Here is a 26489-nt window from a genome sequence, read left to right on the forward strand (position 1 = left end):
CGCCGTTAGGGTGGATGATTTTTGACCTACATCAATAAAAAAATAGCTAAGTTATTACCTTGAATAAAGTTTGTTTTAGATCATGATTTATATACTTCTGGGTTTTATTTATTTTTGAGGGGTAGTATTTTTATTAATCAGTCCCATTTCTATTAATAGTCTAAAGTGAATACAGGTATCAAAACAGCTAATAGGTTAAAACTATTAACTAGATACATTTAAACGATTTTACTAATTTATCGAAATTAGTAATACTTATCACAAGTTCACAAACAAACGGTTATTCAGGAGCAAGTTATGTCACATGTAAACGCAATTGGTCTAAACAGCGCAAAAAGCGAAGACATCATAAAGTCACTCAATACATTATTGAGTAGCTACCAGATTCAATACATGAATGCGCGTGGTTTTCACTGGAATATTAAAGGCCGTAACTTTTTTGAACTACACGTTAAGTTTGAAGAAATTTATAACTTACTACTTTTGAAGGTAGATGAAGTTGCAGAACGTATTTTAACGTTAGATGGCGCACCACTACATGCATTTTCTGATTACCTTGAAGTAAGTAAAATTAAAGAAGCTAAAGGTATTAGTGATGGTGTTACAGCCGTAGAAAACCTACTTGCTGGTTACAGTACATTAATTCACATGCAGCGTGATATTTTAAGCCAAGCTGGTGATGCAGACGATGAAGGTACAGCCTCACTAATGAGCGATTACATTTCAGAGCAAGAGAAACTGGTTTGGATGCTAAAGGCTTACTTAGACTAAACCAGCAAAAAAAAGCCCTCAATGAAGAGGGCCACAAATAGGGATAAATCGTTAAATAATCAAGCGATTCGGTTACTATATTAGCCTCCTCCCCATACTAAACAACGCCCCTGTTACCAGTGGCGTTGTTTTGGGTTTAAGTGGGTGTAATGCTCATATATTGGGATAAACAATGTATAAGCATTACTACTACATTATTTTTCCCCATGAAAAAGCCCCAGCAATACTGAGGCTTTGTGAACGTAACTAATTAAGTAACTATATTAGTGTCGTTATTGCTGGTTAGAATTTACTTCTAAAACCTATGTAGAATGATTGGCCAATTGGGTCATACGTACCTGCATCTGTTTCAGTACCAGTACTTGAACCGCTCACACCCGATAAAATGCGTGGTGGCTCTTTATCAAATAAGTTACTCGCACCAGCGTAAAGCTCTGTTGAATCGCTGATATGGTAACTTGCTTGAACATCATGATATGTCACTGAACCAATCCCTACTCCACCTGGAGCAATACCAAAACCACTTAAGAATTGATCATCAAAGTCTGCAGCGCCAATGTAAGTTAAGCTCCAGTTAAAATCAAAGTCGTTAAGTTTATAACCAAAGTTCCAGTTAGCTTTATGCTCTGATGCACCAATTTCTCCAGCAAACTCATCTTTATCAGCGCCTGGAAGTGGGATGCTATAACCATCAATTAGGTAAGTATAAGCAAGGCGAGTTCTAAACGCACCTGGGCCAATATCAGTAGAGTACGTTAGTGTTAAATCAACACCTTCTGTACCTAAACCACCACTGTTAGATACACCACTGTCAATAAACTCTAGTGAACCAGCACTATTATTACCTGATGGCGCACTACGACGAGTTACAAAGTCACAAAAGCTTGTATCGCCACCACCATAACATTGGTCAAGAATAAACTGACGAGGTGTTGATACGATTGCATCTGTAATTTCGATATCAAAGTAATCAAGCGTAATGTCTAGACCTGATATTAGATTTTCTGGTGTAAATACTAAACCTACTGTCACAGAGTCACCAACTTCTTCTTTTAAATCTTGGTTGCCACGGTTAAAACCACTAATACCTTGTAAGTCAGACTGGTTAAGCGTGAACTCGCCATTTGAAGCGATATTAGTTGTAACACCAACATCTGTACGACAAGCATCACCTGCAGCACCACCGCCACTATTAGTAACACCTAAACATGGATCGTTTAAACCACTTGGGAAAGTTTGTGAAGGTGGAGAAAATAGTTCATCGATATTTGGAGCACGTGTTGAACGTGCACGGGTAGCACGTAAACGTAAGCTATCCATTACTTCCCAGTCTATACCCACGTTCCAACTTTCAGTATTGCCTACTGTTGAGTAGTCAGACAAACGAACTGCTGCATTCATTGTTACAGAATCAAGCACGGGGATGTTTGCTTCTACATAATATTCAGTTACATCAAACGAGCCTTCTGTTGCTGGAATTGCATTACCCGCATTAAGGCCAGCTTGCTGTAGAGCATCAAATTCACTACGTGAGAACTCTTCACGGTATTCAAAACCAGCAGCGATACCTACCGTACCTGCCGGTAAATCAAATAAATCACCTGAAATATTACCACCAATGATTTCTTGCTCAACCGACGTTGAAAGTGAGCTAGGTGCACTTACAAAATCAATAGCACCTTGCGATAGCGAATTGAAACCGTAAATGTCTACCGGCGCACAGTTAAAGCCACGTGCTGTCGCATCGATACAAATAGCCTCATCAGTAATACCATCACCATCTAAATCTTGGCTATCGATAACAGCCTCTAAACCTTGACGAAAGCTTTGTACGTTAACTAAACCACCAGAAACTTGCTGCTCTTTTGTTTTACCGTATACATAGTAAGTATCGTAGAACCAACCATCTGCTATTTCACCTTGAAAGCCTAGTGCTAAACGGAATGTGTCACGCTCAGCTCGTGCTCCACGGTTACCGATATCACTTAAGCGCTTTGCAAAAAAGATATCACGCATACCATCACCGTCGGTGTCGGTTGCTGCGTTATATATATCATCAGGTACAAATGCGTTACGCAATATTTCACCGTTTACATTAAATTCAATTGGTACTTGGCCATTTGCATAGATGTCGTCAGAGGCAAAAGGAAATGGCTCTAATTCAGAAACGGTTGTTGTTGCAGCGTAAGTACCTTCATAAAAAAAGCTATGCTTGTCGCTTAGCTCGTAGCTACCATTTGAGGCAAATAAGTAACGTTCTGTAGGTATCGCTATCGTACGTACGCCACTTCGGTTAAAACCATTTGCAGCTACGCCATCGCCACCGTTAGTACTAAACGAGTTTTGTAGGGTGTTTGCATCATTAAACGTAAATGTTTCATCCCCAGCGCTAAAGCGACCCTGTGGCGGAAATGAAGATAAAAATGGACTTACAGCATCAAATACAGAGCCTGGGTTTGCTACTGGATCATCTTCAAAGAAGATACCTGAAAATTGGTCTACTGCCGAGCGGTCACGGTCACGTGAAAAAACAGCACCTTGATCAGAATACCCAAGATGGAACATCGCGTGCCCTTTCCCATCTGAGCTTGATAAGCCCGAGGTAAAGTTGAATTGACGTGATTCATCATCGCCTTCGCTTGATTCACCATATTGGCCTTCGAATTCAATACCTTCAAAATCATCTTTTAGTACAAAGTTAACTACACCAGCAACAGCGTCAGAACCATAAACAGATGAAGCACCACCTGTCATAATTTCAACACGTTCGATGAATTGACTCGGAATAGTATTTAAATCGACAGCAGAGCTACCTGGTACACCTGATACATAACGACGACCATTCACTAAAACCAATGTGCGGTTAGAGCCTAAATTACGTAAATCAACAGTAGCAACACCCGCACTTGCGGTATTAAAGTTTGAGTTAGTACGGCTAATAGCTGGTGTACCAAATGCAGGGTTCTCTAATAATAAGTCTTGAATATTTAACGACCCTGATGCATCAATAGCAGCACTATCTACAACTTGAATAGGAGCCGATGACATTGCCTCAGCTGAACGAATTCGAGAACCTGTAACTTGTACGCGTTCTATTTTAGTTATTTCGTCATCTTCTGCTGCAACACCTTGAAATGAAAAGCTTGCAAGTATCGCGCTGCTTAGCGCAACTGTTAACGACGATTTTTTAAATAATCGCGCGCTACCTTTGTTAGTTAATGTCATATAATTCCCCTGAATTGTTATTTTTGTAACTAAATGGTTACTTCGCGGATTACAGTAAGGGGATTTATTTAAACACTCTACGGGCATTATTTATGAGGCGTAGTCTTTGGTACGAATAGCAGCTTTTATGGGATGAATCAGTACGTCACAATTATTTTATAAATATATTGTACTTTTCATAACATTTTTTCCGCTAAGCACGGTCTTTATTATTATATACAGCAAGAGATATAAAATAATGATCGCTTCTTTTCATGCATTAACTTTTGTTAGTAACACTAAGTTTGCAACATTTTTAACAAAGCGTGTGCAAGATCACCGACACTTTGAATCTCAATCTTTTCTTCAAACAAATAGATTAGATCAAATAGACACAGATCAATACAATGTACTGTTTTACGAACTAACCAACCTGGCTGATCCTATGCAAATAGTGCATTTAACAGAGCTTGCTAAAAAGCTGAAGTTAGTCATTATTGCTCAATCGGGACATTTTGCGAGTTTTGCCTTTGAAGTTGGCGCTGTAGATTTTTTAATATTAGATTCAACTGCATCACGTATTGATAAATGCTTTGATAAGCTGATTCACCTTTGCCCGATTGCAAGTGCTGCTGAGCGCCAATATCAACAGAGCACACAAGCTGAAAAGCCATCATCACACATTGTGGTTAAAGATGTAGGTAAGGTAAGGCTAATTGATATCAATGATATTATTTGGATAAATGGCGCGGGCAACTATGTAGAGCTGCATTTTACCCAAGGTAATACGCCGGTACTACATCGCGAAACCATGAAAAATATTGAACAACAACTAGAACCAGAAGGGTTTGTTCGCATTCATCGCTCAACGCTGGTAAGAAGACAAGCTATTTGCGAACTGATGCCTACTGACAGTGGCGATTATAGAGTAAGGCTGAAAAACGATATGTGTTTAAACCTTTCACGGCGCTATAAAGGGTGTTTAGAGAGTATTATAAGCCCTCTTCAATAGCGGTTTATAATACTCATGTTAGTTACCAGTTCTGTTTTATATAACTGTCATTTGGGTGCACTAATAAATAGCTGTCGGTATCTTTATAAAAATTAACTTCTACATCGCTATTTTTCCATACTTTTTCAAACATATTTTTAGCTATGATATTAATGTTTATATAATCAACTCGTTGATAGCCTCGTTCTTTTACACCGGCAAAATAGGCCTCTAATGAATCGAGGCCATCCAAAGTTAACAGCTCAAACTCTTTTAAATTAACAACCACAAACTTAATCGTATTTTCAGGGTGAGTGCTCAACTCCTGAACAACTCCATTAGTTAACAGCGTAATGCCTTCATTATTAAAGCTCCCTTTCAATTCTAAATACATCTGAGGGGGCTGTGAACAAATTTGAAATTCACCATGTGCACCAAACATATATCGCCTTACATATATCAACTTCTATATATAGGATAATACAATTTTCCGATTTTGCAGTTAATTTAATAAAGCAATAAAAAAGGCCATTTCGAGTGCTTTTTCCTCTAAACTTTTAAAGCGACCTGATGCACCGCCGTGCCCTGCATCCATATCGGTTTTAAATACTAAAATATTACTGTCAGTCTTAAGTTCACGCATTTTTGCAACCCACTTCATAGGCTCCCAATACTGCACTTGTGAGTCATGAAGACCGGTAGTAACGAGTATGTTCGGATAGTTTTGGGCGCGAATATTGTCATACGGCGAGTAAGCTTCAATTACATCATAAAACTGAGGCTCATTTGGATTACCCCATTCATCATATTCATTTGTTGTGAGCGGAATACTTTCATCAAGCATCGTGGTTAATACGTCTAAAAATGGTACATGACAGCCAACACCGCAATATAACTCTGGTGCTTGGTTTACAACCGCCCCCATTAATAAACCACCTGCACTGCCGCCTGAGGCAAACACCTTGCTGCTATCACAATAGCCTTGTGCAACAAGCGCTTTTGTCACATCAATAAAGTCACTAAAGCTATTTTGTTTATGCTCTTTTTTACCTTGCTCGTACCACTGACGACCTAGCATTTCAGAGCCTCGAACATGTGCTATTACATAAACAAAACCACGATCGAGCAAGCTCAGCGATGAACTTGAAAAACTTGGATCAATCGTATAGCCATACGCACCATAGCCGTATTGAAATAACGGATTTGTGCCATCTTTTTTAAAGCTGTCTTTTCGATAAACAACTGATACGGGTACTTTAACTCCGTCGCGAGCAGTTACCATTAATCGCTCAGACTGATAGTCATCGGCATTAAAACTACCGAGTACTTTTTGCTGTTTAAGTAGTGTTTTTTCGCCAGTTGCTAAATCAACATCATATAAAGAACCTGGTGTTGTTAAACTTGAGTAATAAATACGCGCAGTGCCTGTGTCTGGCTCTGGGTTCATTGCTATTGCAGCATAATAACAAGGATCGGCAAACTCAAGTGCCATACGATCCCCTTGCCTATTAACAACTACAAATCGAGCTTGCCCTTGCTCGCGTTCACTCAATACTAAAAAGTCATTAAATAACTCTACACCTTCAAGCAGTACATTCTCTCTGTGAGCTGTATGCTCAACCCATTGTGTTTTATCAGCAATTGTTTCGTTTGTTGCCGTCATTAACCTAAAGTTTTTAGCTTGCCAGTTAGTCACAATATAAAATGTGTCACCTAGCTTATCTACGTCAAACTCGTGGCCATCTTCACGCGGCATTAATGCTTTAAATTCGCCAGTGGGCTTATTAGCATCAAGCACCCATGTATCGTTGGTCTCTGTCGATGCTAAATCAATAATAATTAAGCTTTCATCGCGGCTTTTACCAAGTCCCATAAAAAAGCTGCTGTCTTGCTCTTCGTAGACCATTACGTCTTGGCTTTGCTCGCTGCCAAGCTCATGCCTAAATACTTGGTATCCTAATAGCGTTTTTAAATCTTTTTTTACATAAAAAACAGTTTTATTGTCGTTAGCCCAAACAACTTGTCCTTCTGTATTTTCAAGCACATCAGGAAGCATTTCACCGGTCGCTAAGCTTTTAAAGCGAACATTATAAATACGACGACCTTCAGTATCTTCAGAGTAAGCCATAAGCTGCTCGGATGGGCTTAGTGCGACTTCGCCCAGCTCAAAAAACTCAAATCCTTCAGCTAATACATTCACATCGAGTAAAAGCTCTTTATTATCGGCCTTTATGCTCGTACTTCTATAATGACGCGAGTATTCATCATCACCACGAACTTCTGAGTGATACCAGTATTTCCCGTCTTTAACGGGTACCGAATTATCATCTTTTACAATGCGTGCTTTTAACTCTTCAAAAAGTGTATTTTGTAGTGGCTTCATAGCAGCTAACTGTTCATCGCAGTACGCATTTTCAGCATGTAAATGCGCAAGTACTTGCTCATCCTGGCGATCGTCATCGCGCATCCAATAGTAATTATCGGTACGTATCTTATTATGAGTACTTAATGTATGGGCTTGCTGTTTAGCAATCGGGAAATTAGGTAATAAACTTAAAGAGTAGTCAGGACGAGACACAACAAAACCAATTAAAAAAATAATGTGATTTGCAGTTTATCATAAAAATAAAAAAGCCCATCCAATAGTTGGATGGGCTAAAACGGTAAACGCTTCATTACTAAAACCGCTATACCTTTGGGAAGATAATTTAAGCTTTATATTTGCTGCCAAGCCATAGCCCAGCTTTGCCCCACACCAGGTTCGAACATAGACTTATTATCGTCATTCGTGCGGCAAAACTCATTAAATGGCCAAGGCCTGCATTGATATACATGCCCAGTTTTTGGCTGCAATACCTTTGTACCCGCATTATAGTTTTCACAATTTTCAGGGTACACGTAATCATAAGTATCAAGGTTCTTAACAACACGCTCATCGCATTTTGCAATACAATGAAAGTCGACGTGTGCTTTACATATACCACTGCTTTGCAAAGCAAAAATTTCATTATTTCTATAGGCTACAATTAAACCCTGTTCGGTCATTTTACCTGCGCTAACCAGAGGAACATGCACATTAATATGCTCGGCAACTAAACGTGGCCATGCGTGAGGCTCACCTTGCTCAAGCGAGGTGATCTTGTAATCAAATGATAAACTAACCAGCTCTCCTTGCATGTCGTAAAAGGTTACACTCACCACATCACCAATAAATAATTGGGTATGATGATTTAAGCAACCTATTGTTGACCACTTTCCACAGGCCAACGACGTATGCATAAACACGGCAACACCTTAAGAGTTACAAAATCTTATCCATACACTATGGATACACAAAAAATACACTGAGGGCAAGTGATACATAACAACACGTTATGCAGTAGTCCCGCTACCATAGCTTTTAAAAAGCCTTAGACCGGAAACTTTGCGTCCTAACCTTTCGGCTAGTTTGCCAGCAATGCGGCGATTATAATTCGACCCCGCATAACAATCAAACAAAAGAATGTAACCAAAAACAAAAACCAACCCTTTAAGGTTGGTTTAATGTGTTTTTAACTAAACAAATAAGTTAAAGGCTCTTTCGCCCACGTAAATACCAGCAACACCAATAAAGATATAAATATTAACCACGCAGGCCAAGACGCTTTAGTTACTTTAGCCTCAGAGTCATCCGCTTTTAACTCTTTTGAGCCTGTGATCATAGCCTTAACTAGCGGTTTGCCTTTTATTCTATAAATGATAATAGCCAATACGTGCAAGCCAATAGCATAAAGTAAAATGTCAAAATTCAGCTCATGTAGCCAATTGGCAAAATCAATCGTATCGCTAGACACATATTGAGCAAGCGGCCCGTCAGTTAAAATACCATCACTGCTCATTAAGCCACTTACAAGTTGCGTTATGATCAATATAAAAAAAACTATCACCATACAGCTGCCGGGTGCTGAATGGCCTAACGATTCGCTTGGTGTTTTTAGCGCCTTTAAAATAGCACGAGAAGAGTGCAGTAACCCACTTAATCTCGCGGTTTTACTACCAATAACACCCCATATTAAACGTGTTACTATAAGTGCTAAAGTAAAAAAACCAGCGACAAAGTGAAGCTCAATCATGCCCTCTTCAATACTAAAATAAAGCACTGCAATACTTACAACCAAAAACCAATGAAAGCATCTAATAAACCCATCCCACACTTTTAACGTCGTCATTGTGCCTATCCTTAAAAAAACAGTATTATTTAATTTGTTAACTACTTTAACATCATAATATTAAGGTATCCTTATGATCCATTCTACAAGCCGTGAGAGTAAATATCATGCAACCAGTTAAAAAAGCTATTTTAAAAGGCTTTTTAGATATGCTACCACTGTGTTTAGCCGTTGTTCCTTGGGGTATTTTATGCGGCTCTTTAGCGATTCAAAATGGTTTTAGCGCCTTTGAAACCCAAGCAATGTCGTTATTAGTATTTGCAGGCTCTGCACAGCTTGTTGCGATTGAACTTATGGCGGGCAACACACCATTGCTCACAATTTTATTCACAACATTTATTATTAGCTCTCGACACTTTTTATACGGTTTAGCTGTGCGTCATAAGGTCATTGATCAACCTATGCGTTGGCGCTTACCGGTGAGCTTTGTTTTAACCGACGAGCTGTTTGCGTTTTCTCATCATCGAAAAGCATATAGAACAAAAACACGCTTAATATACGCATTGAGCGCTGGTTTTAGCTTTTATATTGCATGGAATATTTGGACGTTAATTGGCATTGTAGCGGGCACAATGCTGCCCGACTTAACTAATTTAGGGCTCGACTTTGCGATTGCTGCCACGTTTATCGCGTTAGTTATTCCGGGAATCAAAAATTTGGCCTCACTCGTTACGGTAATTGTAGCAGGCGTTAGCGCAACGCTTTTAAAAAGTACCGGATTTGAGTTATGGCTTGTTTGCTCAGCGCTGCTGGCAATGGCCGCAGGTTATAGCACAGCAAGGCTAACCGCTAAAAAGGAAGCAACGCTATGATGACAACTATTTTACTCATGGCGTGCATTACATTTTTTACGCGTTATTTATTTTTACACCGCGCTTTACCGTTTAAAGTAGGTCCTAAAATGCAGCAATTTTTAAGCTTTAGCGCACCTGCGGTGCTTACAGCAATTTGGGTGCCTATCGTGTTTTTGAATGAAGATGGCATTAACTTAAACTGGCAAAACCCTTATTTAAGCGCAGCGATAGTCGCCATCATTGTTGCCTATAAAACACATAATATTTATTACACAACGCTTGCCGGTATGGGGCTATTTCTGATTTTAAATTAGAGCGCTCTTTATACTTTATGAAATACTGTACTCAGGTTAAAATACCTATAACAATAATAAAAAAGACGCCAATATGCACAAATTCCATCAATTAAGCGCAACAAGCTTGCAGGGTCAACCTATTAACTTTAGTGATTTTGAAGGTAAGGTTGTGCTTATTGTTAATACCGCAAGTAAATGTGGATTTACCTACCAATACGAGTCGCTGCAAGCTTTGCATAATAAATATGACAGCCAAGGTTTAGTTATTTTAGGGTTTCCGTGTAATCAATTTGGTCAGCAAGAACCCGGCGACGCTACACAAATAGAGCAAGGGTGTTTAATTAATTTTGGTGTGAGTTTTTTAATGGCGGCCAAAGTAGATGTAAACGGTAAGCATGCTCACCCAGTCTTTCGTTTTTTAAAATCGGCTTTACCTGGTTTTTTAACACGTAAAATAAAGTGGAATTTTACTAAATTTTTAATTGCCGCAGATGGCACGCCAATTAAACGTTATGCACCTTTTACTAAACCCGAAAAGCTAGAACTTACAATTCAAAAAGCTTTGGCACAGGCTAAAAGCACGCTTTAAAAAGTAATAAAGAGGCGCAAGGCCTCTTTATTGCCAATACTATTGAAACTTAAACATACGCATAACTGCACATTTAAACTCTCAATATTAATTGGTATTTTATTTATACTAGTGAAATTTAATCGGTGTAATCGCTTAAATCGTCTTCGCCTAGATTTTTACGCAAGCGTTTTTGCTCAAGGTAGTCTTCCAACTTCTTTTTAACCTTTTGCTTGTTCTTATCGTGTTGATTACGGCCGAGCATTTCGTACTCGTCTTCAACAAAATCGTCATCTAGCGCATCGTAACTAAATGTCTTACCCACAACCCACTCCATAAAGTGTTTGAGACCAACCAAGGATTTTATTATCGCAATAGTCGGTAAAATTAAAATGTTTAACGTCAAAATGCTGTGCAAATTAACATCAAAATAAAGCCACGTGACTACTGTAAATAGTCTTCATGTCAGTAATGTGAATAAATAGCGCTAAATTTGAATTGAGGAAAGTGAGAGTTTTTTATCGTATCGATAAATAAAATTTATTAATTTTTATTAGTTAGCCAATTTGACTAAAAAATAGTTATTTATTAATTAATTTCATTTACTAAAAAACAAACAAAAACAGTTAAGCATATGTTTTATATTAAAAAATAAAACTGGCATCAAACTTGTTATTAATTAATCGTCATCAACAAAAGTAGAGAACAAACATGAAAAAATTACTATTAGTTAGCGCATTAATTTGCTCACCAGCCGCTATGGCTCATAACGATAACGATTCTGCAATTTCATTTAGTAATGATGAATGTAACGTCGAATTTAAAAATGATGTGCGCATTAAGCCAAACGAATTGGAAATTTTTACCGCCAACAATAAAACCATGCAGTTTAATAGCCATGGTGGCTTAACCGTAAATGGCGAACTTGTAGCGCTGAATAGTTCGCAGCGCGACGCGCTAACCAAGTACTCTGATAGCTTACGCACTCAATTACCTGAAGTAGCTAATATAGCGCTTGAGGGGGTTAAAATTGCCGGAGTAGCATTAGAAGAAGTAGGCAATGCATTTAATATTGACGGTCTTGATAATATGTCTGAGCTTATGGATGACATTAAAATCGAAGTAGAAAACACATTTTACCAGCAAGGTACATTTGTGATGGGCCAACAAAGTTTTAATCAATTTGGCGAAAACTTTGAACAACAATTTGAGCAGCAGATAGAAACAGCGGTTGAATCAGCAGTAATGCAATCAATGGGCAGTATTTTAGTAGCTTTAGGTTCTGAGTTACTTGGTTCAGGCGGTGATATGGATGCCTTTGAACAACGTATGGAAAATATGGGTGCACAAATAGAAGAAAAAGTAGAGCTACATGCAAGCGCACTAGAAGAACGTGCCAACTCTTTATGTGGAAACTTTGCTGATATTGCAAAACAAGAAGAGCAATTAGTAATGCAAGTGCCTGAGCTTGAAGGTTACCAGTTATTTAGCTTTAAACAAAATTAGTACAGCAAATGTTATTTAACATCCCTTTGGCAGCACTTAAGTTTACTTAAATGCTGCTTTTTTGTATTTCGTTGACTTATTTTTTAGCTAATAAAGTAAGCTTACCCAATGTAACTATTGCTTGCTCAATTTGCGCGTTCCATTGCACACCATAACTTAATCTTACGCAGCTTTTATATTTATTAGAGGCCGAAAAAACAAGCCCAGGGGTAATACTAATACCAACCTCAAGCGCAAGTAAAAACAATGTTTGGCTATCGTACTCGCCTCCTAAATCTAGCCACATAACGCAGCCTCCTTTTGGATCGCTTATACGTGTGTTTTTTGGCATAGCTTGTTGTAAGCACCATCGCATACGCTCTTTATTATCGCGCAAGCGTTGCCTAAGTACTTTTAAATTTCGGTCGTACTCACCACTGGCAATAAACTCAGATAACGTCCATTGGTTTATTAACGAAGCAGAGCAACTTAGTGCTCTTTTATATCGCCTTGCTTGCGTTGCAAATTTACCCGCAACTAACCAACCTACACGATAGCTCGGCGCTGCCGTTTTAGAAAAAGATGAGCAACTAATCACTAATCCTTTTTTAGAGTACGCTAAAGCAGGTGTGCCTCGTTTTGCCGTAAAATATAAATCGCCATATACGTCATCTTCAATAAGCACTACGTCATGACTTTCAAGTAGCTCCACCAGCTGCTGTCTGTTTGTATCAGGCATAAAGCTGCCCACAGGGTTACTAATTGCAGTCGAGAATAAACACGCTTTTATATCATGCTCATTTAAAGCGCGTTCCAAATCACTTAACCAAATACCATTATCTGGGCACAGTGGTATTTCGAGCGCTTTAAGCCCTAGGCTTTCTATTAACTCGATAATCCCGTGATAGCAAGGCGTCTCAATGGCAACTACATCGCCTGGCTTTGTCACACACTTAAGTGCAATAGCCATGGCTTCTTGCGCACCATTGGTGATCACAAGCTCGTCCATATTTATGCCAATACCAAAATCTAAATAGCGATGCACCAATTGCTTTTTCAGCGGTACAAACCCATCTGTTGGTCCATAGTTAATAGCTTTACTGCCCGCAATTGTCATTACACGGCGCATGTTTCTGGCGAGTGCTTTATCGGTGGGTGCAGCAGCAATTGGATTAGCGATACCAAAAGGAACTACATTAGCTTGATGAATCGCACTGTATACCTGCTCTATTAAGGCTTGTTTATTTACCACAACAGGTTCGCGACTTAATTTAACTCGCTTAGGTAAATTATGCGCCATGCTAACGACTTTTAAAAAATACCCTGATTTTTCACGTGCCTCTACTAACCCCTGATCTTCAAGTGTTTGATAAGCTTGCTTCACTGTCGGAATACTAATGTTTAAGTTATCTGCCATTTTACGCAGTGATGGAAGTTTTTCGCCAGGAAGTAAAACCTGCTGGGCGCTCATATCTCTGATCAACTGAATAACTTGCTGATATAGAAACTCATGCCCCTGGCTATTTTTTTGTCTTATCATCACGCATCCAAATCTGTATAGGTTACATTTTTACTTTTCTGTATATGGTAAGTATACAGACAGGTCTTAAAATAGCCATTCAATCGGGCTTTGGAGAGTAACCATGAAAAGTGCAGCGCTATACATTACAACCGTTTTAATTTGGGGTTCTACTTGGTTAGCCATCGAATTTCAGCTAGGTGATATTGCGGTAGAGCTATCGTTATTTTATCGCTTTGCTATTGCAGCACTTTTAATGTGGTTATATGTAGCGTACAAAAAACCGGATATGCGCTTTTCATTAATCGATCATGGCTTTTTTGCTTTGTTGGCTATTTGTAATTTTGCCTTAAATTACTTAATGCTTTACTGGGCACAAAATTACTTAACCTCCGCTATGACCTCTATCGCCTTTTCACTATTGCTGGTTATGAACATAGTTAACACTCGACTATTTTTTGGTAAACCTATCTCAAAACGAATTTATACAGGTGCTGTTCTCGCTGTATTAGGTATTACGTGTCTGTTTTGGCCACAGTTACAGCAGTTCGACTTGAGTAATGGTGCGTTGGTCGGGTTACTACTTGCCCTTGGTGGCACCTTTGTGGCTTCATTAGGAAACATGGTAAGCGTTCGTAATTCTCGTAAACAAATTGGTGTATTGCAAGGCAATGCATGGGGCATGCTATACAGCGCTATAGGCTTGGCTTTATATGTATTAATGAACGATGTGCAATTTAGTTTGAATGCTCCACCAAGTTACTGGTTATCACTACTTTATCTATCAATATTTGGCACTGTAATCGCTTTTGGTTGCTACTTTGCTCTACTAAGAAATATAGGCCCTGAAAAAGCCAGCTACGTTATTGTTTTATTCCCATTAGTGGCAGTAACACTGAGTAGCTTTTTTGAAGGCTTTGAATGGCACGCAAATACCTTTGCAGGATTTAGCCTAGTGCTATTAGGTAACGCCATTGTGCTTACCCCAACAAAACGAATTAACGCCTTTTTAGCTAATAGAGCAGTAGCTAAAAGTGGCTCCGTCCCCAGTTAGACGCGTTATTAACGCAACTAACACAAAAGCGCCTACCCTACTGTAGGCGCTTTTTTATTGGCATATGAAAAAGTAAAGCCTGCCCATGCACACTAATAACGGCTGGAGTTTTACCTACCAGTTCACCATCTGCTTCAATCAATAACCCTTCAGTTTTTATAGAAGCTGTATTTAAGCGATTGTAGTTAAGGTTTTTTATATGCTGATGGCGCTTAAAAAACAACTTCATAAAGCTTATTAGATTATAAAAAAGCCCACCCGATCGCATTTGATAACACTCAAGCTGGCCATCAGTTAAATCTGCTTTTGGCGCTATTTTTAGCCCGCCACCAAAGTACTTATGATTAGCAAATACAGTAATTAAATTTTGATACTGCCGAGCATCGTTATTAAACGTACCTTGTAACTGCTGAGCTTGATAATAAAATAGCTCTTTAATGCTCGTCCAACTGTAATCAAAAGATGAAAAATTAGCTTTATCGTTAATAGTTTTAATCACATGAGCATCAAATCCTACCCCTGCAATATTAATAAAATAGCGGCTATTAATTTTTCCTATATCAATTGCTGTCGGTGTATTAAATAATGCCTTTCGCCAATCATCTTCTTTGCAATTAAACCCTCTGGAGAAATCGTTACCTGTACCGCAAGGTAATAATGCTAACGAACAACTGCTCCCTATTAGCGCATTGACCGCCAAGTTCAATGTACCATCGCCACCTAGTGCAACTACTTTGGGAAATTTACTCAGTAACAACCTTATTTGAGCGCAGTCATCGTCAAAGCTTCCCGTTGTAGTAAATATACAATAAGAAAAGCTGCGTTTTTTACAGATATTTTTAAGCCATGCCAATGATTTTTGGCTCTGTTTTTTGATACTTGGTTTAATAATTATAAGTAGTGACAAGCTTTTGTTTCCAGCAATGTATTTTAGAGTGAGATAACAAACGTTTAATTAAATTTTTTTAATCTGAATAAATAATCAAAAAACATTGTATAAAATGCATAAAAATAAATTAAAAAACCAAAAACCCCAACATCAAAGGGGTTAAAACCAACCGTCATATAAATAGCTATGCAAAAACAGTAATGCAACTTACTGAATCGCATATTAATAAAATCAATTCAGATTAGTTTAACTAATCCCTCAGGCTCAATTTTTATCGTTGTATTTTTAATCAAACAACGTGCAAAATGCACGCGATTTCAACAGATACGACCGGAGCAAAATAATGAAACCAATTAATACATTAAATCAAACAGCAGTAGCGCAAGTAGCCGTTAAACCAACTAACCGTAAAGCAAGAATGTTAGCTAAACTTAACACGATTGGTAAAAGACTAGCACTTAGCGGTGCAGCTCAATATAAATAATCACCCAACCATGATTATTTTTCGGTGCAGCGAACACTCAACCACTAAATGAAGTCACTTATTTAGCTCCCATTGTTTGCTGCAACCTATTTATTTTATTAAAAATTGCCTTAATTTCCCCTTATTTACAAAAAAAACCTCATTTACGTATATTTTTTAGGCAAACAGTCATTTTGCTATTTACACAGCGGTATCACCTAAGTATTATTCTGCGTCACGGAGAGATGGCAGAGTGGTCGAATGCACCGGTCTTGAAAACCGGCATGGGTTTATAGCCCATCTAGGGTTCAAATCCCTATCTCTCCACCATATTTTAATTGGTGGCTTTCTTTACTTCCATCAATACAAACGGTTATGCGTTGGAGAGGTGTCCGAGTGGCCGAAGGAGCTCCCCTGCTAAGGGAGTATAGAGTTTGTAGCTCTATCGAGGGTTCGAATCCCTCCCTCTCCACCATACTTAATTTAAACCACTTGATTGTGGTTTTTTTGTGCCTAAAATTTAACACCGATACTAAATTGGGAGGGTGAGAACCCTCGACAGGGTTCGACAAAATGTCTGGAACATTTTGGGCCGCTGCAAGCGTCGCGCAGCGATTGATTACATGGATGTAAGCAAGTCTATCCCTCCCTCTCCACCATACTTAATTTAAACCACTTAATTGTGGTTTTTTTGTGCCTAAAATTTAACACCGATACTAAATTGGGAGGGTGAGAACCCTCGACATGGTTCGACAAAATGTCTGGAATATTTTAGGCCGCTGCAAGCGTCGCGTAGCGATTGATTACATGGATGTAAGCAAGTCTATCCCTCCCTCTGGACCATACGTAATTTAAACCACTTGATTGTGGTTTTTTGTGCCTAAAATTTATAAAAACTAAACAAATTGTGCCTAGTAATAACTTAGGGCATTATTAACACAACTTTAGCCACTTTTAGGTTTAGCTATGATCCGGTTCATATTGCTATCATTTTGCGCGGCAGCACCATTTTTTACCTTGGCACAAAGTACAACAGTGTATAAGTGTGTAATTAAGGGCGTTCCTACTTTTAGCCAAACGCCTTGCGCTAAAGATGCACAAGTTATTACTCTAAAAGATATAAATGTAATTGAAGCATATAAAAGCTCTACGCCCGGTAAAGGTATTACCGATACCTCTGTTGATGACTACTTAGAGGTTCAGCAAATAGAGCGTGAAATAAAGCGCCTTGAGCTATCTATTGAACAAAGCCAAAAAGAATACGCAGCTAAAAAACAACAAATAGATTATATGACCCAAGATAAGGCCAATCGTTTAGGCGCTTCGTCTATTGCTGATGCTATCGCAACTAAAACAAATTCATTAAAACAAGCCTACGACGCATCAATTAGTCAAACGCAGCAAAAAATAGAGTCATTAAAGCAAAGAAAGCAGCAGCTTAGCCAAAACCCTTAAGCGCTCGTTTTACTATAGAAATAAATTGCGCAACGTCTTCTTGAGTATTATAAATATGTGGCGATACTCGTATTCCAAATTTGCGAGCATCTACACTGACTTTCGCTTTATTAAGCTCTGTAAGTACATGGTCTTGCTGCTTGTTAAAAAACAAAATAACAGTCCCGCTGCATTTATCACCACTCATAGGTGATACAACATATTCGCTTAGTTGCTCATGAATAAGCGTAAGCATCGCTAAGTTATGCACCCTTACCTTGTGAGCTGTTAGCTCTGCAAAGTAGGTAATACTATTTGCGGCAATAATATAAGGCGCTACAGAAGGGGTGCCACCCCAAAACTTGAGCGCACTGGCGTTATATTCAAAGTGGTTAATATCGAACTCAAATGGATTTTGATGCGAAAACCAACCCACATCTTTAGGCTCACAATACTCTATTTGATTTTTGTTAACCCATAAATAAGCTGCACCTGGGCCACCACATAACCATTTAACGCTCGAGCCAATCATAAAGTCCGCATCGAGCACGCTTAAATCAAGCGGTATAACACCCGCTGACTGAGCAACATCAACTATTGATAAACTATTGGTAAATTTACTTATAGCTACAATATCGTACACAGGCGCCTGTACACCTGTATTTGAATATACATGACTTATAAAAACTAAATCGATGTCGGCGGTTATATAACGCTGCCAAACACTAATATCAGTTAGGTTTTCGTGCTCAGGTATAAATATGATTTGCGCGCACTTTGGCAACGCTTTTTGCATTGCAAAACCCATACTCGGAAAATCACTTTGCGCCATAAGCACTTTACAATTTTTTTGCTGTAGCCGTGGATGCGACATAAGCAATTTTGTTAAGCCACTTGATAAATTAACCTGAGGACAAAACTGCGAACTAGGCGCATTAAATAACTTACCAAGCGCGGTAGTAAATTGCTCAACTGCGGGCAGCCATTGTTGCCAAGGTTCTTTATTTGAGCTCTCCCACGGTAAAAAGTAGTGCTGTGCTAAATATTGCTGCGTATTTTTAAGAGGACGCCCTACCGAGTGGTTTAGTAAATAACAGCCATCAGCCATACAAAAATCATTTTTAAGCATGCTATTTAACCCATTCTTTAAGTGTATTTAGATCGTCAAAACGTGTTTTTATATCGTCGCGTTTGGCACTGGCTCGCCTATCTCTTAATTTTTCGAGCGAATCAAGTAACACATTAAGCGGCGGACCACTTGCTGTTACCTTGCTCATATGCTGCTGTTGCATATTTTTTGAAGGCTGAGCAATAAACTTTTCAACCAGTTGATTATGATGACCGACTGCGGTGTCGCCATGTAATTTACACACTTGGATAAATAACGTTGCGTGGCTTTTAAACCAATCTGTATTTTTATATTGCTCTGCTTGTAAAAAGTCATCCATAAAGCTTTGCATACGCATGGCTTCTCGCAGGATTTGTTGATCCTCTGGCATCATATATAAAAACTTATCCACCAGCATTTGCGAGTAACTAGGCTCGTTTGCACTACACAGCCCTAACAGCATATCAATCACGTTAATACCTGCAAAGTCACCAGCATTTGCCCCTCTGTAAACCTCTTTACCTACACGGTACGGTTTATAATAAGGGCGAACGCAGTTAAAAAAGCGATCTGTATCGAGCTCAGAATAAAGTGCATTGTTTGACTCAATTACATCTATAAGCGCTTGTTTAGCTACTTTTAATAACTCACCACACAAGGGATGTGAAATACCTAACGGCAATATTTTTAATAATGCATCACTTGCCCGTTTGTAGGCCAAAATGCCTTGGGTGTTGTAATCAATAAATAGCTTTTCATCAGGTAAATTAGTAAATCGTTTATAAATACCGTTAAGTGCTTTGTTATGAGTAGTTAAGTGGGCGGTAGCAAAACGAGGGGTTATGCCAATGGATGCGCCTATATGCATAGCAAGCGCTGAGGCTTCTATTAGCGGTGAAGTAGTTTCTCTGCTTGGCTCAGTAATTTCATGGCGCCTACACGCTGCCATAAATAATCCTACGTTACCGAGTAAGTCAAAAGCGCTATCAAAGCCTTGATCTGTGTTTCCCTCGGCTAATAAATTGCTAATTAATACGTTGCCTTCCTTTTCTAATTGTTGCTTTAAGGCCTCGCCTACCCCTTCTACATTTGCTTTATCGGTTTGCTGCCAATAAAGCTGCTCTAATTCACTATTTAAAGTGACAAACTCAGTTCGTATCCAGTGATCGAAAATAGCGGTATGTGTGTTCATTGTTGTGCTCTATTATTTTTATAGTTAAATGCTAACAGAGTTCAATGAGGGTAAAACGCCAAAAAAATTAGTAAAAACTGCAATACTTAGCAATAATCACTACAAATATAAAAATAATTAATAAAAGCCGACAACTATGTTAGATAAAAAAGACCAGCAATTACTCATTGCACTGCAAAGCCAAGCTCGTATGTCGGTTTCAGATTTAGCTGGCAGTATTAACCTATCGGATACACCTTGTTTAAGGCGTATAAAAAAGTTAGAGCAAGAAAACATTATTACCGGCTACCACGCTGCCATAAACCCTAAAGCACTTAATCTTAATGTATTGGTATATGCGTTTGTACGATTAAGCCAAAACTCGGTCAGTGCTGCAGAGCAATTTGAGCAACATGTAGAAAAATTACCACATGTATTAGAGTGTTGTGTAATATCAGGAAGCTATGATTATTTATTAAAAATCATTGCACATGATCTTGAGAGCTACGAAACGTTTGTGAAACATCAACTAGGTGGCTTAAGCTGTATCGCAAATATAGAATCAACAGTTGTGCTTAAACAATCATTTAGCAAAAAACAGTTACCTTTATAAAAATAACCAAAATAACTTACTGTTAGCTATACTGATATTTCAAAACGACAATAATAATTGCTTGGACCTTATGTGAAAAATTTTAACTCTAAAAATCATTCCATTATTTTTTACATCATGTTTGCTTTAGCATATTTTTTAGTCGGCATAGCACTCACTAAACTTGCTTTTAACTCGCAAATAATTCCAATTTGGTTACCTGCCGGCATAGCACTAGTCGGTTGTTATATTTGGTGGTGGCGCTTTATCCCGCCTTTATTTGTAGCTGCAATTGCATTTAATCTAAATATTTTTGACAGTTCTGCTCATGAGCTAGTCCTGGTCGGTAACTCATTTAACGAGGCTATGTATATCGCCTTTGGTGTTGTTATACAGGCAATGGTCGGCGCAGCTCTTTTAAAGTATTGGCTTGGGCACCCGCTGCGCTTTAAAAAGCGCAAGAATATAATTTACTTTATCCTTGTCATAGCAATATTGGTCAGCTTAATTTCGGCTAACTTTGGCGTATTTGCCTTAAGCCAATTCAACTCGGTTTACAGTGTTGATAATCATTGGAAGAATGTTACTTACTGGTGGCTTGGTGATACATTAGGAGTATTAATTGCGACTCCGCTTTTACTTTCTTTATTACCACAAAAGTCTAATCAACATAATATATCGGCGTTTCCGACAATTGCAGTATGCTCTATTTTATTTTTATCAGTCGCGGTAACAACGCAGTTATACGATCAAGAAAATCGTATAAACACTATTAAAATTGCTGAACGTGAAGTCCATGTTATAGAAAACAGCCTTTATAGATATACAAATCGTAGTATTATTGCAGTGCAGAGCCTAGCAAGTCAGGTACAGTCATCTCCCATGCTAAGCCAGCAAGATTTTTATTCTTATGCTAGCCAGTTACTAACTCAGCACGCATTTATTAACGCCTTATCGTGGAACGCAAAAATACCTCAAGATCAACGCGACGTCTTTGCCCAAGAAATATCAAACATTTATCATTTAGATATTGATGTAGTAGGTGAGCCTCTTGAAAGTAGCGATCCCCTTGTGATAGTAAAATACATAGCTCCTTTTAATGGTAATCAAAAAGCTATTGGCTTTAATGTATTTTCAAACCCTGATCGAAAAAGCTCTCTGCTTAACCCCGCTATAAAGTACATGCCAGTAGGAACTAAAATAATTCAGTTAGTGCAAACCAAACAACCTAAACCAGCCTATTTATTATTTGCCCCTGTGTACTCCCAGCATAGTGATGAAAAAACAATTAAAGGCTATGCCACTGGTGTATTTTTAGTGCGTAGTATTATTGAGCAGGCAATTTCTAAAGAACAGTCTGATATGTTTTCGATTGGTATATACGAAGATACAAACACTCCGCCGTTTTATAGTAATTACTCTCAAAATGTTCAGCAAGCTAAAGGCAGCCGCTTAATGTCGTTTGATGTGGACTTTGCAGGGCAAAAATGGATTGTAAAACTAGCCCTTAAAGAAAGCTTTTTAACACAACATAATAGTCAACTAACTTTATTATTACTCATACTTCAAGTTGCCGTATGTTCTTTAATTTTAATGGTTTTACTGCTGTTTAATCAGCAACAAATCGCACTTACACGTCAAGTTGCAGAGCGTACTCACTCACTCGCACAAGCAAAGAAGCAGTCCGATTTAGCTAATCAGGCTAAAAGCCAATTTTTAGCGAATATGAGCCACGAAATACGAACACCATTAAACGCCGTTATTGGTTTTTCTTCACTTGCTAGAGAAACAGACAATGCAAATACACTCATTGGCTATTTAGATAAAATAAACTCAGCATCTAAAAGCTTATTAAACTTAATTAATGACATTCTTGATATATCAAAAATAGAATCCCAAAAGTTAGTTATTGAATCTATTGCATTCGACTTAGGTGCTTTAATAACACGTATAAACAACATGTTTGAGCAAAGCGCAGTTAACAAAGGTATTAAATGGCAAGTTAATTCAAAGCTACCTGTTGATACCTGGTTTATTGGTGATCCTATGCGAATTGAGCAAATATTACTTAATTTATGTAGCAACGCGATTAAATTTACAAGCCAAGGCAGCGTTACTTTAAACATAGAAACAGAGTTTACCGCCGCCAATAAAGTACAGCTAGTTATAACCGTTAGTGATACCGGCATAGGTATAAAACCAAGCCAACATAAAAAATTATTTAACGCATTTACCCAAGCGGATAGTTCTACCTCAAGGCAGTTTGGTGGTACAGGCCTTGGCTTAACCATAGCGAAAGAGTTAAGCCAATTAATGGGGGCTGATATAACACTTAAAAGTGAAGTAAATAAAGGCTCTACTTTTACATTTTCAATGCGATTAGAAACAACAGAACCTAAAAAAGAACATGTTATTGCATTTGATAATACTAATATTGCTTCGCTAGATATTTTGGTCGCAGAAGACAACCCGGTAAATCAAATGGTTATTAAAGCGATGCTTGGCTCATTAGGAATTGTGCCGTATATAGTAGAAAATGGCGAACTGGCCGTTGATATAGTTAAAAAGCAGCATTTTGACTTAGTGCTTATGGATTGCCAAATGCCTGTAATGGATGGCTATAGAGCAACGGCACTGATCCGCCAGTTTAAAACTGAACAAGAGCTCCCGATTATTGCTTTAACTGCCGACGTTATGCCAGAGGATAAAGCACATGCACAAGCAGTTGGATTTAACCAGCATCTTGCAAAACCGCTTGAACTCATTAAGCTAACCGAGTGTCTTGTCCAATATGCAGAAGTTAATGAACAATAGTGGTTTAATTTTAAGAGTAGTTTTAAGAGTCGCTTTTGGTATTGTTTTAAGTGTTTTTTCGCATACAGCTGTCGCTCAAAACTGTATCTCGCAGGCGAGCGACTTTAAATTTATAACAAAAAGTAAGCAACAAGGCTTATTACGCTTTGAAAAAGAGCACAACCACCAGCGCTTTAATTACCACGCACTTTTACCATTTAACGATTACTTAGATTTTGCATATAAACATATAAATAAAACCAATCCACGTGCAGATATGCCATGCCCTGTTATTACACAAACGTACCAGCAATTAGTAACACAAGGTACTCGAAAACCTGACCCTACTATTGCAGATATTATTGCCCCTTTTGAGCTTACGCATCCAAACAGCAATAAAGTTGCACTATTAATTCACGGGCTAACTGACTCACCCTTTACGTATCACGATTTAGCACAAGTGTATTATCAACAAGGCTATACTGTGCGTACTATTTTATTACCAGGACATGGAAGCGCCGCAAGTGCATTACTCAATGTAGAGGTTAGCCAATGGCAACAGGCAATAAAATACGGTATTAAACGCTCGGTGCAAGACTTTGATGAGGTGATACTCGCAGGTTACTCTACCGGTGCAGCGTTACTTATTGATTACGCAACCAAGCACACTGTTTCACCCAAAATTAAAGCGCTTATGCTTTATTCGCCAGGCTCCGAGCCACATAATAAGTACGGCTGGATAGCAAAGTGGATTGATGCCATACCCTTTGTTAATTGGATAGATAAAGACGCCGATGTAGACTTTGCTAAGTATGAATCATTTCCTTTAAATGCAGCTGCCACGTCGTACTATGCTATGTCACTTGTAAGCGTAAGTAGCTTAAACAAACGCTCTGCACTTAAATTACCTATTTTTAGTGTACTTAGCGATATTGATACCACGATAGATACGCGTGCCACGCTAAAATTATTAAGTGCATTACATAAAGATAATTCAGTAAAATATAAGCCGCTCGATACTTTAGTACTTTATGGAAGCACTGATATTTTACCGCCAGACTTTGCTAGTGACTACACAGTAAATAACCCGCAATGCACATCGCCTCAGTGTAAAAAAATTCATGGTATGTCGCATATTGCTATTGTTAACTCACCGCAAAATCCACATTATGGAATTAACGCAACCTATCGTAATTGTGGCAGCTTTATTAACGACGAGTCCCTGTATAAAACATGTAAAACAACAAAAAATCCACAACTAGGAGAGCGTACAAGCGCCAACTTAAAACACTATCCGGCTTTACAACGCTTAACTTATAATCCTCATTTTACCGAGCTTAAAAAGCAAATTAGTACGTTTATTAAAAACGTAGAACAGCTTAGAACAACTACAAGGTAAGTAGTCATGGGAACGTTTTCGCACCAATGGTTTAGCAGTATTAATGAGATTGATCAGGCGCAGTGGCAACGTTTATTTGGTGATGAACCATTTACTCAACATGCTTTTTTATATGCCCTTGAACAAAGCCAATGCGTAACACAAAAAAGCGGTTGGCAGCCCCATCACCTCGCTATTTTTGAAGATGATACGCTCATTGCGCTTGCACCTGGGTATTTAAAAAGTCATTCATACGGCGAGTACGTATTTGACTGGGCATGGGCTGAGGCATACGAAAAACACGGTTTAGAATATTATCCCAAGTGGCTATCTGGCATTCCCTTTAGCCCTATTGAAGGCAAGCGTATTGCTATCGAGCACGCGAATCCAAATGCGGTGTATCAGTACATTACAGAGCAACTTAGCATACACAGTGCTGAGCAAAGGTGGTCGGGGTGGCATGTTAATTTTTGCGACCAAGCCCAAGCAACATCATTAACTGAGCAACACGCCATGCTAAGAGTGGGTGTGCAATTTCAGTGGTTTAATAAAGGTTTTGAAACCTTTGACGACTTTTTGCAAATACTTAGCTCACGAAAACGTAAATCACTTAAAAAAGAGCGAGCTAAAATAGCGCAACAAAATATTGATATTGAATGGCTGCAAGGAACGCAAATTACGCCCGAGATAATGCAATTGTTTTGTGAGTTTTATCAGCGTACCTACTTAAAGCGATCTGGTCATTTGGGCTATTTAAATATGGAGTTTTTTACGCTTTTACATGCATTAATGGCTAATAACCTCGTTATTATGCTGGCCAAAAAAGACGACAACGTGATTGCTGCAACACTTAGTTTAGTAGGTGAGAATACACTTTATGGGCGCTACTGGGGAGCAAATGAGGAAGTAGATTCGCTTCACTTTGAGTTGTGCTATTACCAAGGTATTGAGTTTGCAATAAAGCATAAACTCAGCTGCTTTCATTCGGGAGCACAAGGTGAGCACAAAATAGCACGCGGATTTGAACCCGTACTTACCTACTCTGCTCACCATATTGTTGATGGCGATTTCAGTAATGCAATAAGCGACTACTTAAAGCGTGAACGCGGCCATATTGATATATATAAAGAGCAATGTAGCTCATTACTGCCGTTTAAAAACGAGTAACTGATTATTTGCAGGCATGGCAGTATCGCTAATAAGCGTAAGCCCTGCTTGCTTAGCTAGTTGTTCAACTGCTTCAAAATCTCTTATTCCACTTAACGGATCGCGCTCTGTTAAAAAGGCACTAAAGTCATCATTACTTGGGCTGGTAAATTCACCTTGGTACTTAAATGGTCCGTAAATACACAACATACCGTCGCTATTTAAGTGACGTTTAACACCATCAAAAAAACGTTCAACTAATTGCCAATTTACAATATGAAATGTGTTTGCAGTATAAATAGCGTCAACCTTATCTACAGGCCATTCATTATTTAAATCAAGCTCAAGTGGTGCATGTAAATTAGTTAAATTAGCTTCGCGGTGCCATAAATTAATCCCTTCGTGGTTTATAGCGCGATCACTTGTATGCCATTGTAAATGTGGTAATTGCTCTGCAAAAAACACACTATGTTGGCCTGTTCCTGATCCGACTTCGAGTACTGTTTTAGTATTTTTTAATACGTCCTTTAATTGCTCTAAAATAGAGGTTTTATTGTTTTCACAGGCTTGTGAAAATGGCTTTGTCATTACTGTGCACCAAAATTGTAGATTAATGCACAACAGT

General features: G+C 38.5%; 24 protein-coding genes, 2 tRNA genes and 1 riboswitch. Of the genes, 15 read left to right on the plus strand and 11 right to left on the minus strand.

What is annotated here, in order from left to right; genetic code table 11:
* Window positions 1–297 precede the first annotated feature (297 nt).
* A complete protein-coding gene (locus H5116_RS14480; protein WP_004334993.1) occupies window positions 298–771 on the plus strand; it encodes a Dps family protein in 474 nt (157 codons plus the stop codon).
* 282 nt (window positions 772–1053) lie between these two features.
* On the opposite strand, the gene H5116_RS14485 is transcribed toward H5116_RS14480, so the two are convergent.
* Window positions 1054–3996, minus strand: a complete 2943-nt coding sequence (locus H5116_RS14485; protein ID WP_182716496.1) for a TonB-dependent receptor domain-containing protein — start codon at window positions 3994–3996, stop codon at window positions 1054–1056.
* Window positions 3997–4234: 238 nt separating this feature from the next.
* On the opposite strand from H5116_RS14485, the gene H5116_RS14490 reads away from it, so the two are divergent.
* Window positions 4235–4987 carry a LytTR family DNA-binding domain-containing protein gene (locus H5116_RS14490; RefSeq protein WP_182696288.1) on the plus strand — a complete coding sequence of 251 codons (753 nt, stop codon included), beginning with the start codon at window positions 4235–4237 and terminating at the stop codon, window positions 4985–4987.
* A gap of 22 nt (window positions 4988–5009) precedes the next feature.
* On the opposite strand, the gene H5116_RS14495 is transcribed toward H5116_RS14490, so the two are convergent.
* The 4 genes from H5116_RS14495 to H5116_RS14510 all read right to left on the minus strand — a co-directional run bounded on the left by H5116_RS14495 (window position 5010) and on the right by H5116_RS14510 (window position 9174).
* Window positions 5010–5408 carry a hypothetical protein gene (locus tag H5116_RS14495; protein WP_182196302.1) on the minus strand — a complete coding sequence of 133 codons (399 nt, stop codon included), beginning with the start codon at window positions 5406–5408 and terminating at the stop codon, window positions 5010–5012.
* Window positions 5409–5468: 60 nt separating this feature from the next.
* Window positions 5469–7544, minus strand: coding sequence for a S9 family peptidase (locus H5116_RS14500; RefSeq protein ID WP_182716497.1), 2076 nt, complete (start codon window positions 7542–7544; stop codon window positions 5469–5471).
* A gap of 137 nt (window positions 7545–7681) precedes the next feature.
* The gene (locus tag H5116_RS14505) at window positions 7682–8245 is read right to left on the minus strand and encodes a hypothetical protein (protein WP_024597144.1); all 564 of its coding nucleotides are present in this window, start codon (window positions 8243–8245) and stop codon (window positions 7682–7684) included.
* A gap of 96 nt (window positions 8246–8341) precedes the next feature.
* A riboswitch (cyclic di-GMP riboswitch) is annotated at window positions 8342–8429 on the minus strand.
* Window positions 8430–8517: 88 nt separating this feature from the next.
* The gene (locus H5116_RS14510) at window positions 8518–9174 is read right to left on the minus strand and encodes a cytochrome b/b6 domain-containing protein (RefSeq protein ID WP_182716498.1); all 657 of its coding nucleotides are present in this window, start codon (window positions 9172–9174) and stop codon (window positions 8518–8520) included.
* 107 nt (window positions 9175–9281) lie between these two features.
* Between H5116_RS14510 and H5116_RS14515 the strand changes: the two genes are divergently transcribed.
* The 3 genes from H5116_RS14515 to H5116_RS14525 all read left to right on the plus strand — a co-directional run bounded on the left by H5116_RS14515 (window position 9282) and on the right by H5116_RS14525 (window position 10853).
* Window positions 9282–9986 carry an AzlC family ABC transporter permease gene (locus H5116_RS14515; RefSeq protein ID WP_004335013.1) on the plus strand — a complete coding sequence of 235 codons (705 nt, stop codon included), beginning with the start codon at window positions 9282–9284 and terminating at the stop codon, window positions 9984–9986.
* A complete protein-coding gene (locus H5116_RS14520) occupies window positions 9983–10282 on the plus strand; it encodes an AzlD domain-containing protein (RefSeq protein WP_004335020.1) in 300 nt (99 codons plus the stop codon). The genes H5116_RS14515 and H5116_RS14520 overlap by 4 nt, the downstream gene beginning before the upstream one ends.
* A 73-nt stretch (window positions 10283–10355) precedes the next feature.
* Window positions 10356–10853 carry a glutathione peroxidase gene (locus H5116_RS14525; protein ID WP_182716499.1) on the plus strand — a complete coding sequence of 166 codons (498 nt, stop codon included), beginning with the start codon at window positions 10356–10358 and terminating at the stop codon, window positions 10851–10853.
* A gap of 118 nt (window positions 10854–10971) precedes the next feature.
* Here the strand turns inward: H5116_RS14525 and H5116_RS14530 are convergent, their stop codons facing one another.
* Entirely contained in the window at window positions 10972–11157 is a 186-nt protein-coding gene (locus H5116_RS14530; protein ID WP_007579801.1) for a PA3496 family putative envelope integrity protein, read from the minus strand.
* Between the two features lie 386 nt (window positions 11158–11543).
* Between H5116_RS14530 and H5116_RS14535 the strand changes: the two genes are divergently transcribed.
* Entirely contained in the window at window positions 11544–12338 is a 795-nt protein-coding gene (locus H5116_RS14535; protein WP_182716500.1) for a YggN family protein, read from the plus strand.
* A 76-nt stretch (window positions 12339–12414) separates the two neighbouring features.
* Here the strand turns inward: H5116_RS14535 and H5116_RS14540 are convergent, their stop codons facing one another.
* The gene (locus tag H5116_RS14540; RefSeq protein WP_182196311.1) at window positions 12415–13857 is read right to left on the minus strand and encodes a PLP-dependent aminotransferase family protein; all 1443 of its coding nucleotides are present in this window, start codon (window positions 13855–13857) and stop codon (window positions 12415–12417) included.
* A gap of 103 nt (window positions 13858–13960) precedes the next feature.
* Between H5116_RS14540 and H5116_RS14545 the strand changes: the two genes are divergently transcribed.
* A complete protein-coding gene (locus tag H5116_RS14545; RefSeq protein ID WP_182716501.1) occupies window positions 13961–14890 on the plus strand; it encodes a DMT family transporter in 930 nt (309 codons plus the stop codon).
* Window positions 14891–14927: 37 nt separating this feature from the next.
* On the opposite strand, the gene H5116_RS14550 is transcribed toward H5116_RS14545, so the two are convergent.
* Complete coding sequence (locus tag H5116_RS14550; RefSeq protein WP_182716502.1) at window positions 14928–15797, minus strand: diacylglycerol kinase family protein; 870 nt, start codon at window positions 15795–15797, stop codon at window positions 14928–14930.
* Window positions 15798–16122: 325 nt separating this feature from the next.
* On the opposite strand from H5116_RS14550, the gene H5116_RS14555 reads away from it, so the two are divergent.
* The 4 genes from H5116_RS14555 to H5116_RS14570 all read left to right on the plus strand — a co-directional run bounded on the left by H5116_RS14555 (window position 16123) and on the right by H5116_RS14570 (window position 17697).
* The gene (locus H5116_RS14555; protein ID WP_164487637.1) at window positions 16123–16263 is read left to right on the plus strand and encodes a hypothetical protein; all 141 of its coding nucleotides are present in this window, start codon (window positions 16123–16125) and stop codon (window positions 16261–16263) included.
* Window positions 16264–16481: 218 nt separating this feature from the next.
* Window positions 16482–16572, plus strand: a tRNA-Ser gene (locus H5116_RS14560).
* 52 nt (window positions 16573–16624) lie between these two features.
* Window positions 16625–16717 (plus strand) — tRNA-Ser (locus tag H5116_RS14565).
* A gap of 491 nt (window positions 16718–17208) precedes the next feature.
* Complete coding sequence (locus tag H5116_RS14570) at window positions 17209–17697, plus strand: RNA-binding protein (protein WP_024597153.1); 489 nt, start codon at window positions 17209–17211, stop codon at window positions 17695–17697.
* Here H5116_RS14570 and H5116_RS14575 read toward each other — a convergent pair.
* Complete coding sequence (locus tag H5116_RS14575; protein WP_182716503.1) at window positions 17681–18805, minus strand: aminotransferase class V-fold PLP-dependent enzyme; 1125 nt, start codon at window positions 18803–18805, stop codon at window positions 17681–17683. The two genes, H5116_RS14570 and H5116_RS14575, sit on opposite strands and share 17 nt — an antisense overlap.
* A gap of 1 nt (window position 18806) precedes the next feature.
* A complete protein-coding gene (locus tag H5116_RS14580; RefSeq protein ID WP_182716504.1) occupies window positions 18807–19976 on the minus strand; it encodes a monodechloroaminopyrrolnitrin synthase PrnB family protein in 1170 nt (389 codons plus the stop codon).
* A gap of 136 nt (window positions 19977–20112) precedes the next feature.
* Here H5116_RS14580 and H5116_RS14585 point away from each other — a divergent pair, with 136 nt between their 5' ends.
* From H5116_RS14585 to H5116_RS14600, 4 genes are all read left to right on the plus strand, one after another.
* Window positions 20113–20568, plus strand: a complete 456-nt coding sequence (locus tag H5116_RS14585; RefSeq protein WP_024604725.1) for an Lrp/AsnC family transcriptional regulator — start codon at window positions 20113–20115, stop codon at window positions 20566–20568.
* A gap of 72 nt (window positions 20569–20640) precedes the next feature.
* Window positions 20641–23361, plus strand: a complete 2721-nt coding sequence (locus H5116_RS14590) for an ATP-binding protein (protein ID WP_182716505.1) — start codon at window positions 20641–20643, stop codon at window positions 23359–23361.
* Entirely contained in the window at window positions 23351–24739 is a 1389-nt protein-coding gene (locus H5116_RS14595; protein WP_182716506.1) for a carboxylesterase, read from the plus strand. The genes H5116_RS14590 and H5116_RS14595 overlap by 11 nt, the downstream gene beginning before the upstream one ends.
* A 6-nt stretch (window positions 24740–24745) precedes the next feature.
* On the plus strand, window positions 24746–25885 hold the full coding sequence (locus H5116_RS14600) for a GNAT family N-acetyltransferase (RefSeq protein ID WP_182716507.1): 1140 nt from the start codon (window positions 24746–24748) through the stop codon (window positions 25883–25885).
* Here H5116_RS14600 and H5116_RS14605 read toward each other — a convergent pair.
* Window positions 25862–26452, minus strand: a complete 591-nt coding sequence (locus H5116_RS14605) for a DUF938 domain-containing protein (protein ID WP_182712677.1) — start codon at window positions 26450–26452, stop codon at window positions 25862–25864. The two genes, H5116_RS14600 and H5116_RS14605, sit on opposite strands and share 24 nt — an antisense overlap.
* Between the last annotated feature and the right edge of the window lie 37 nt (window positions 26453–26489).

The sequence above is a fragment of the Pseudoalteromonas sp. SG45-2 genome (genome assembly GCF_014164115.1).
Classification (GTDB): Bacteria; Pseudomonadota; Gammaproteobacteria; order Enterobacterales; family Alteromonadaceae; genus Pseudoalteromonas; species Pseudoalteromonas distincta.

Coding starts and splice junctions, on each gene's coding strand:
- H5116_RS14585 (WP_024604725.1), top strand. CDS start 20,113: ATGTTAGATAAAAAAGACCAGCAATTACTCATTGCACTGCAAAGCCAA.
- H5116_RS14545 (WP_182716501.1), top strand. CDS start 13,961: ATGAAAAGTGCAGCGCTATACATTACAACCGTTTTAATTTGGGGTTCT.
- H5116_RS14480 (WP_004334993.1), top strand. CDS start 298: ATGTCACATGTAAACGCAATTGGTCTAAACAGCGCAAAAAGCGAAGAC.
- H5116_RS14515 (WP_004335013.1), top strand. CDS start 9,282: ATGCAACCAGTTAAAAAAGCTATTTTAAAAGGCTTTTTAGATATGCTA.
- H5116_RS14540 (WP_182196311.1), bottom strand. CDS start 13,857: ATGATAAGACAAAAAAATAGCCAGGGGCATGAGTTTCTATATCAGCAA.
- H5116_RS14570 (WP_024597153.1), top strand. CDS start 17,209: ATGATCCGGTTCATATTGCTATCATTTTGCGCGGCAGCACCATTTTTT.
- H5116_RS14535 (WP_182716500.1), top strand. CDS start 11,544: ATGAAAAAATTACTATTAGTTAGCGCATTAATTTGCTCACCAGCCGCT.
- H5116_RS14525 (WP_182716499.1), top strand. CDS start 10,356: ATGCACAAATTCCATCAATTAAGCGCAACAAGCTTGCAGGGTCAACCT.
- H5116_RS14510 (WP_182716498.1), bottom strand. CDS start 9,174: ATGACGACGTTAAAAGTGTGGGATGGGTTTATTAGATGCTTTCATTGG.
- H5116_RS14555 (WP_164487637.1), top strand. CDS start 16,123: ATGAAACCAATTAATACATTAAATCAAACAGCAGTAGCGCAAGTAGCC.
- H5116_RS14605 (WP_182712677.1), bottom strand. CDS start 26,452: ATGACAAAGCCATTTTCACAAGCCTGTGAAAACAATAAAACCTCTATT.
- H5116_RS14520 (WP_004335020.1), top strand. CDS start 9,983: ATGATGACAACTATTTTACTCATGGCGTGCATTACATTTTTTACGCGT.
- H5116_RS14490 (WP_182696288.1), top strand. CDS start 4,235: ATGATCGCTTCTTTTCATGCATTAACTTTTGTTAGTAACACTAAGTTT.
- H5116_RS14505 (WP_024597144.1), bottom strand. CDS start 8,245: ATGCATACGTCGTTGGCCTGTGGAAAGTGGTCAACAATAGGTTGCTTA.
- H5116_RS14580 (WP_182716504.1), bottom strand. CDS start 19,976: ATGAACACACATACCGCTATTTTCGATCACTGGATACGAACTGAGTTT.
- H5116_RS14575 (WP_182716503.1), bottom strand. CDS start 18,805: ATGCTTAAAAATGATTTTTGTATGGCTGATGGCTGTTATTTACTAAAC.
- H5116_RS14495 (WP_182196302.1), bottom strand. CDS start 5,408: ATGTTTGGTGCACATGGTGAATTTCAAATTTGTTCACAGCCCCCTCAG.
- H5116_RS14600 (WP_182716507.1), top strand. CDS start 24,746: ATGGGAACGTTTTCGCACCAATGGTTTAGCAGTATTAATGAGATTGAT.
- H5116_RS14595 (WP_182716506.1), top strand. CDS start 23,351: ATGAACAATAGTGGTTTAATTTTAAGAGTAGTTTTAAGAGTCGCTTTT.
- H5116_RS14485 (WP_182716496.1), bottom strand. CDS start 3,996: ATGACATTAACTAACAAAGGTAGCGCGCGATTATTTAAAAAATCGTCG.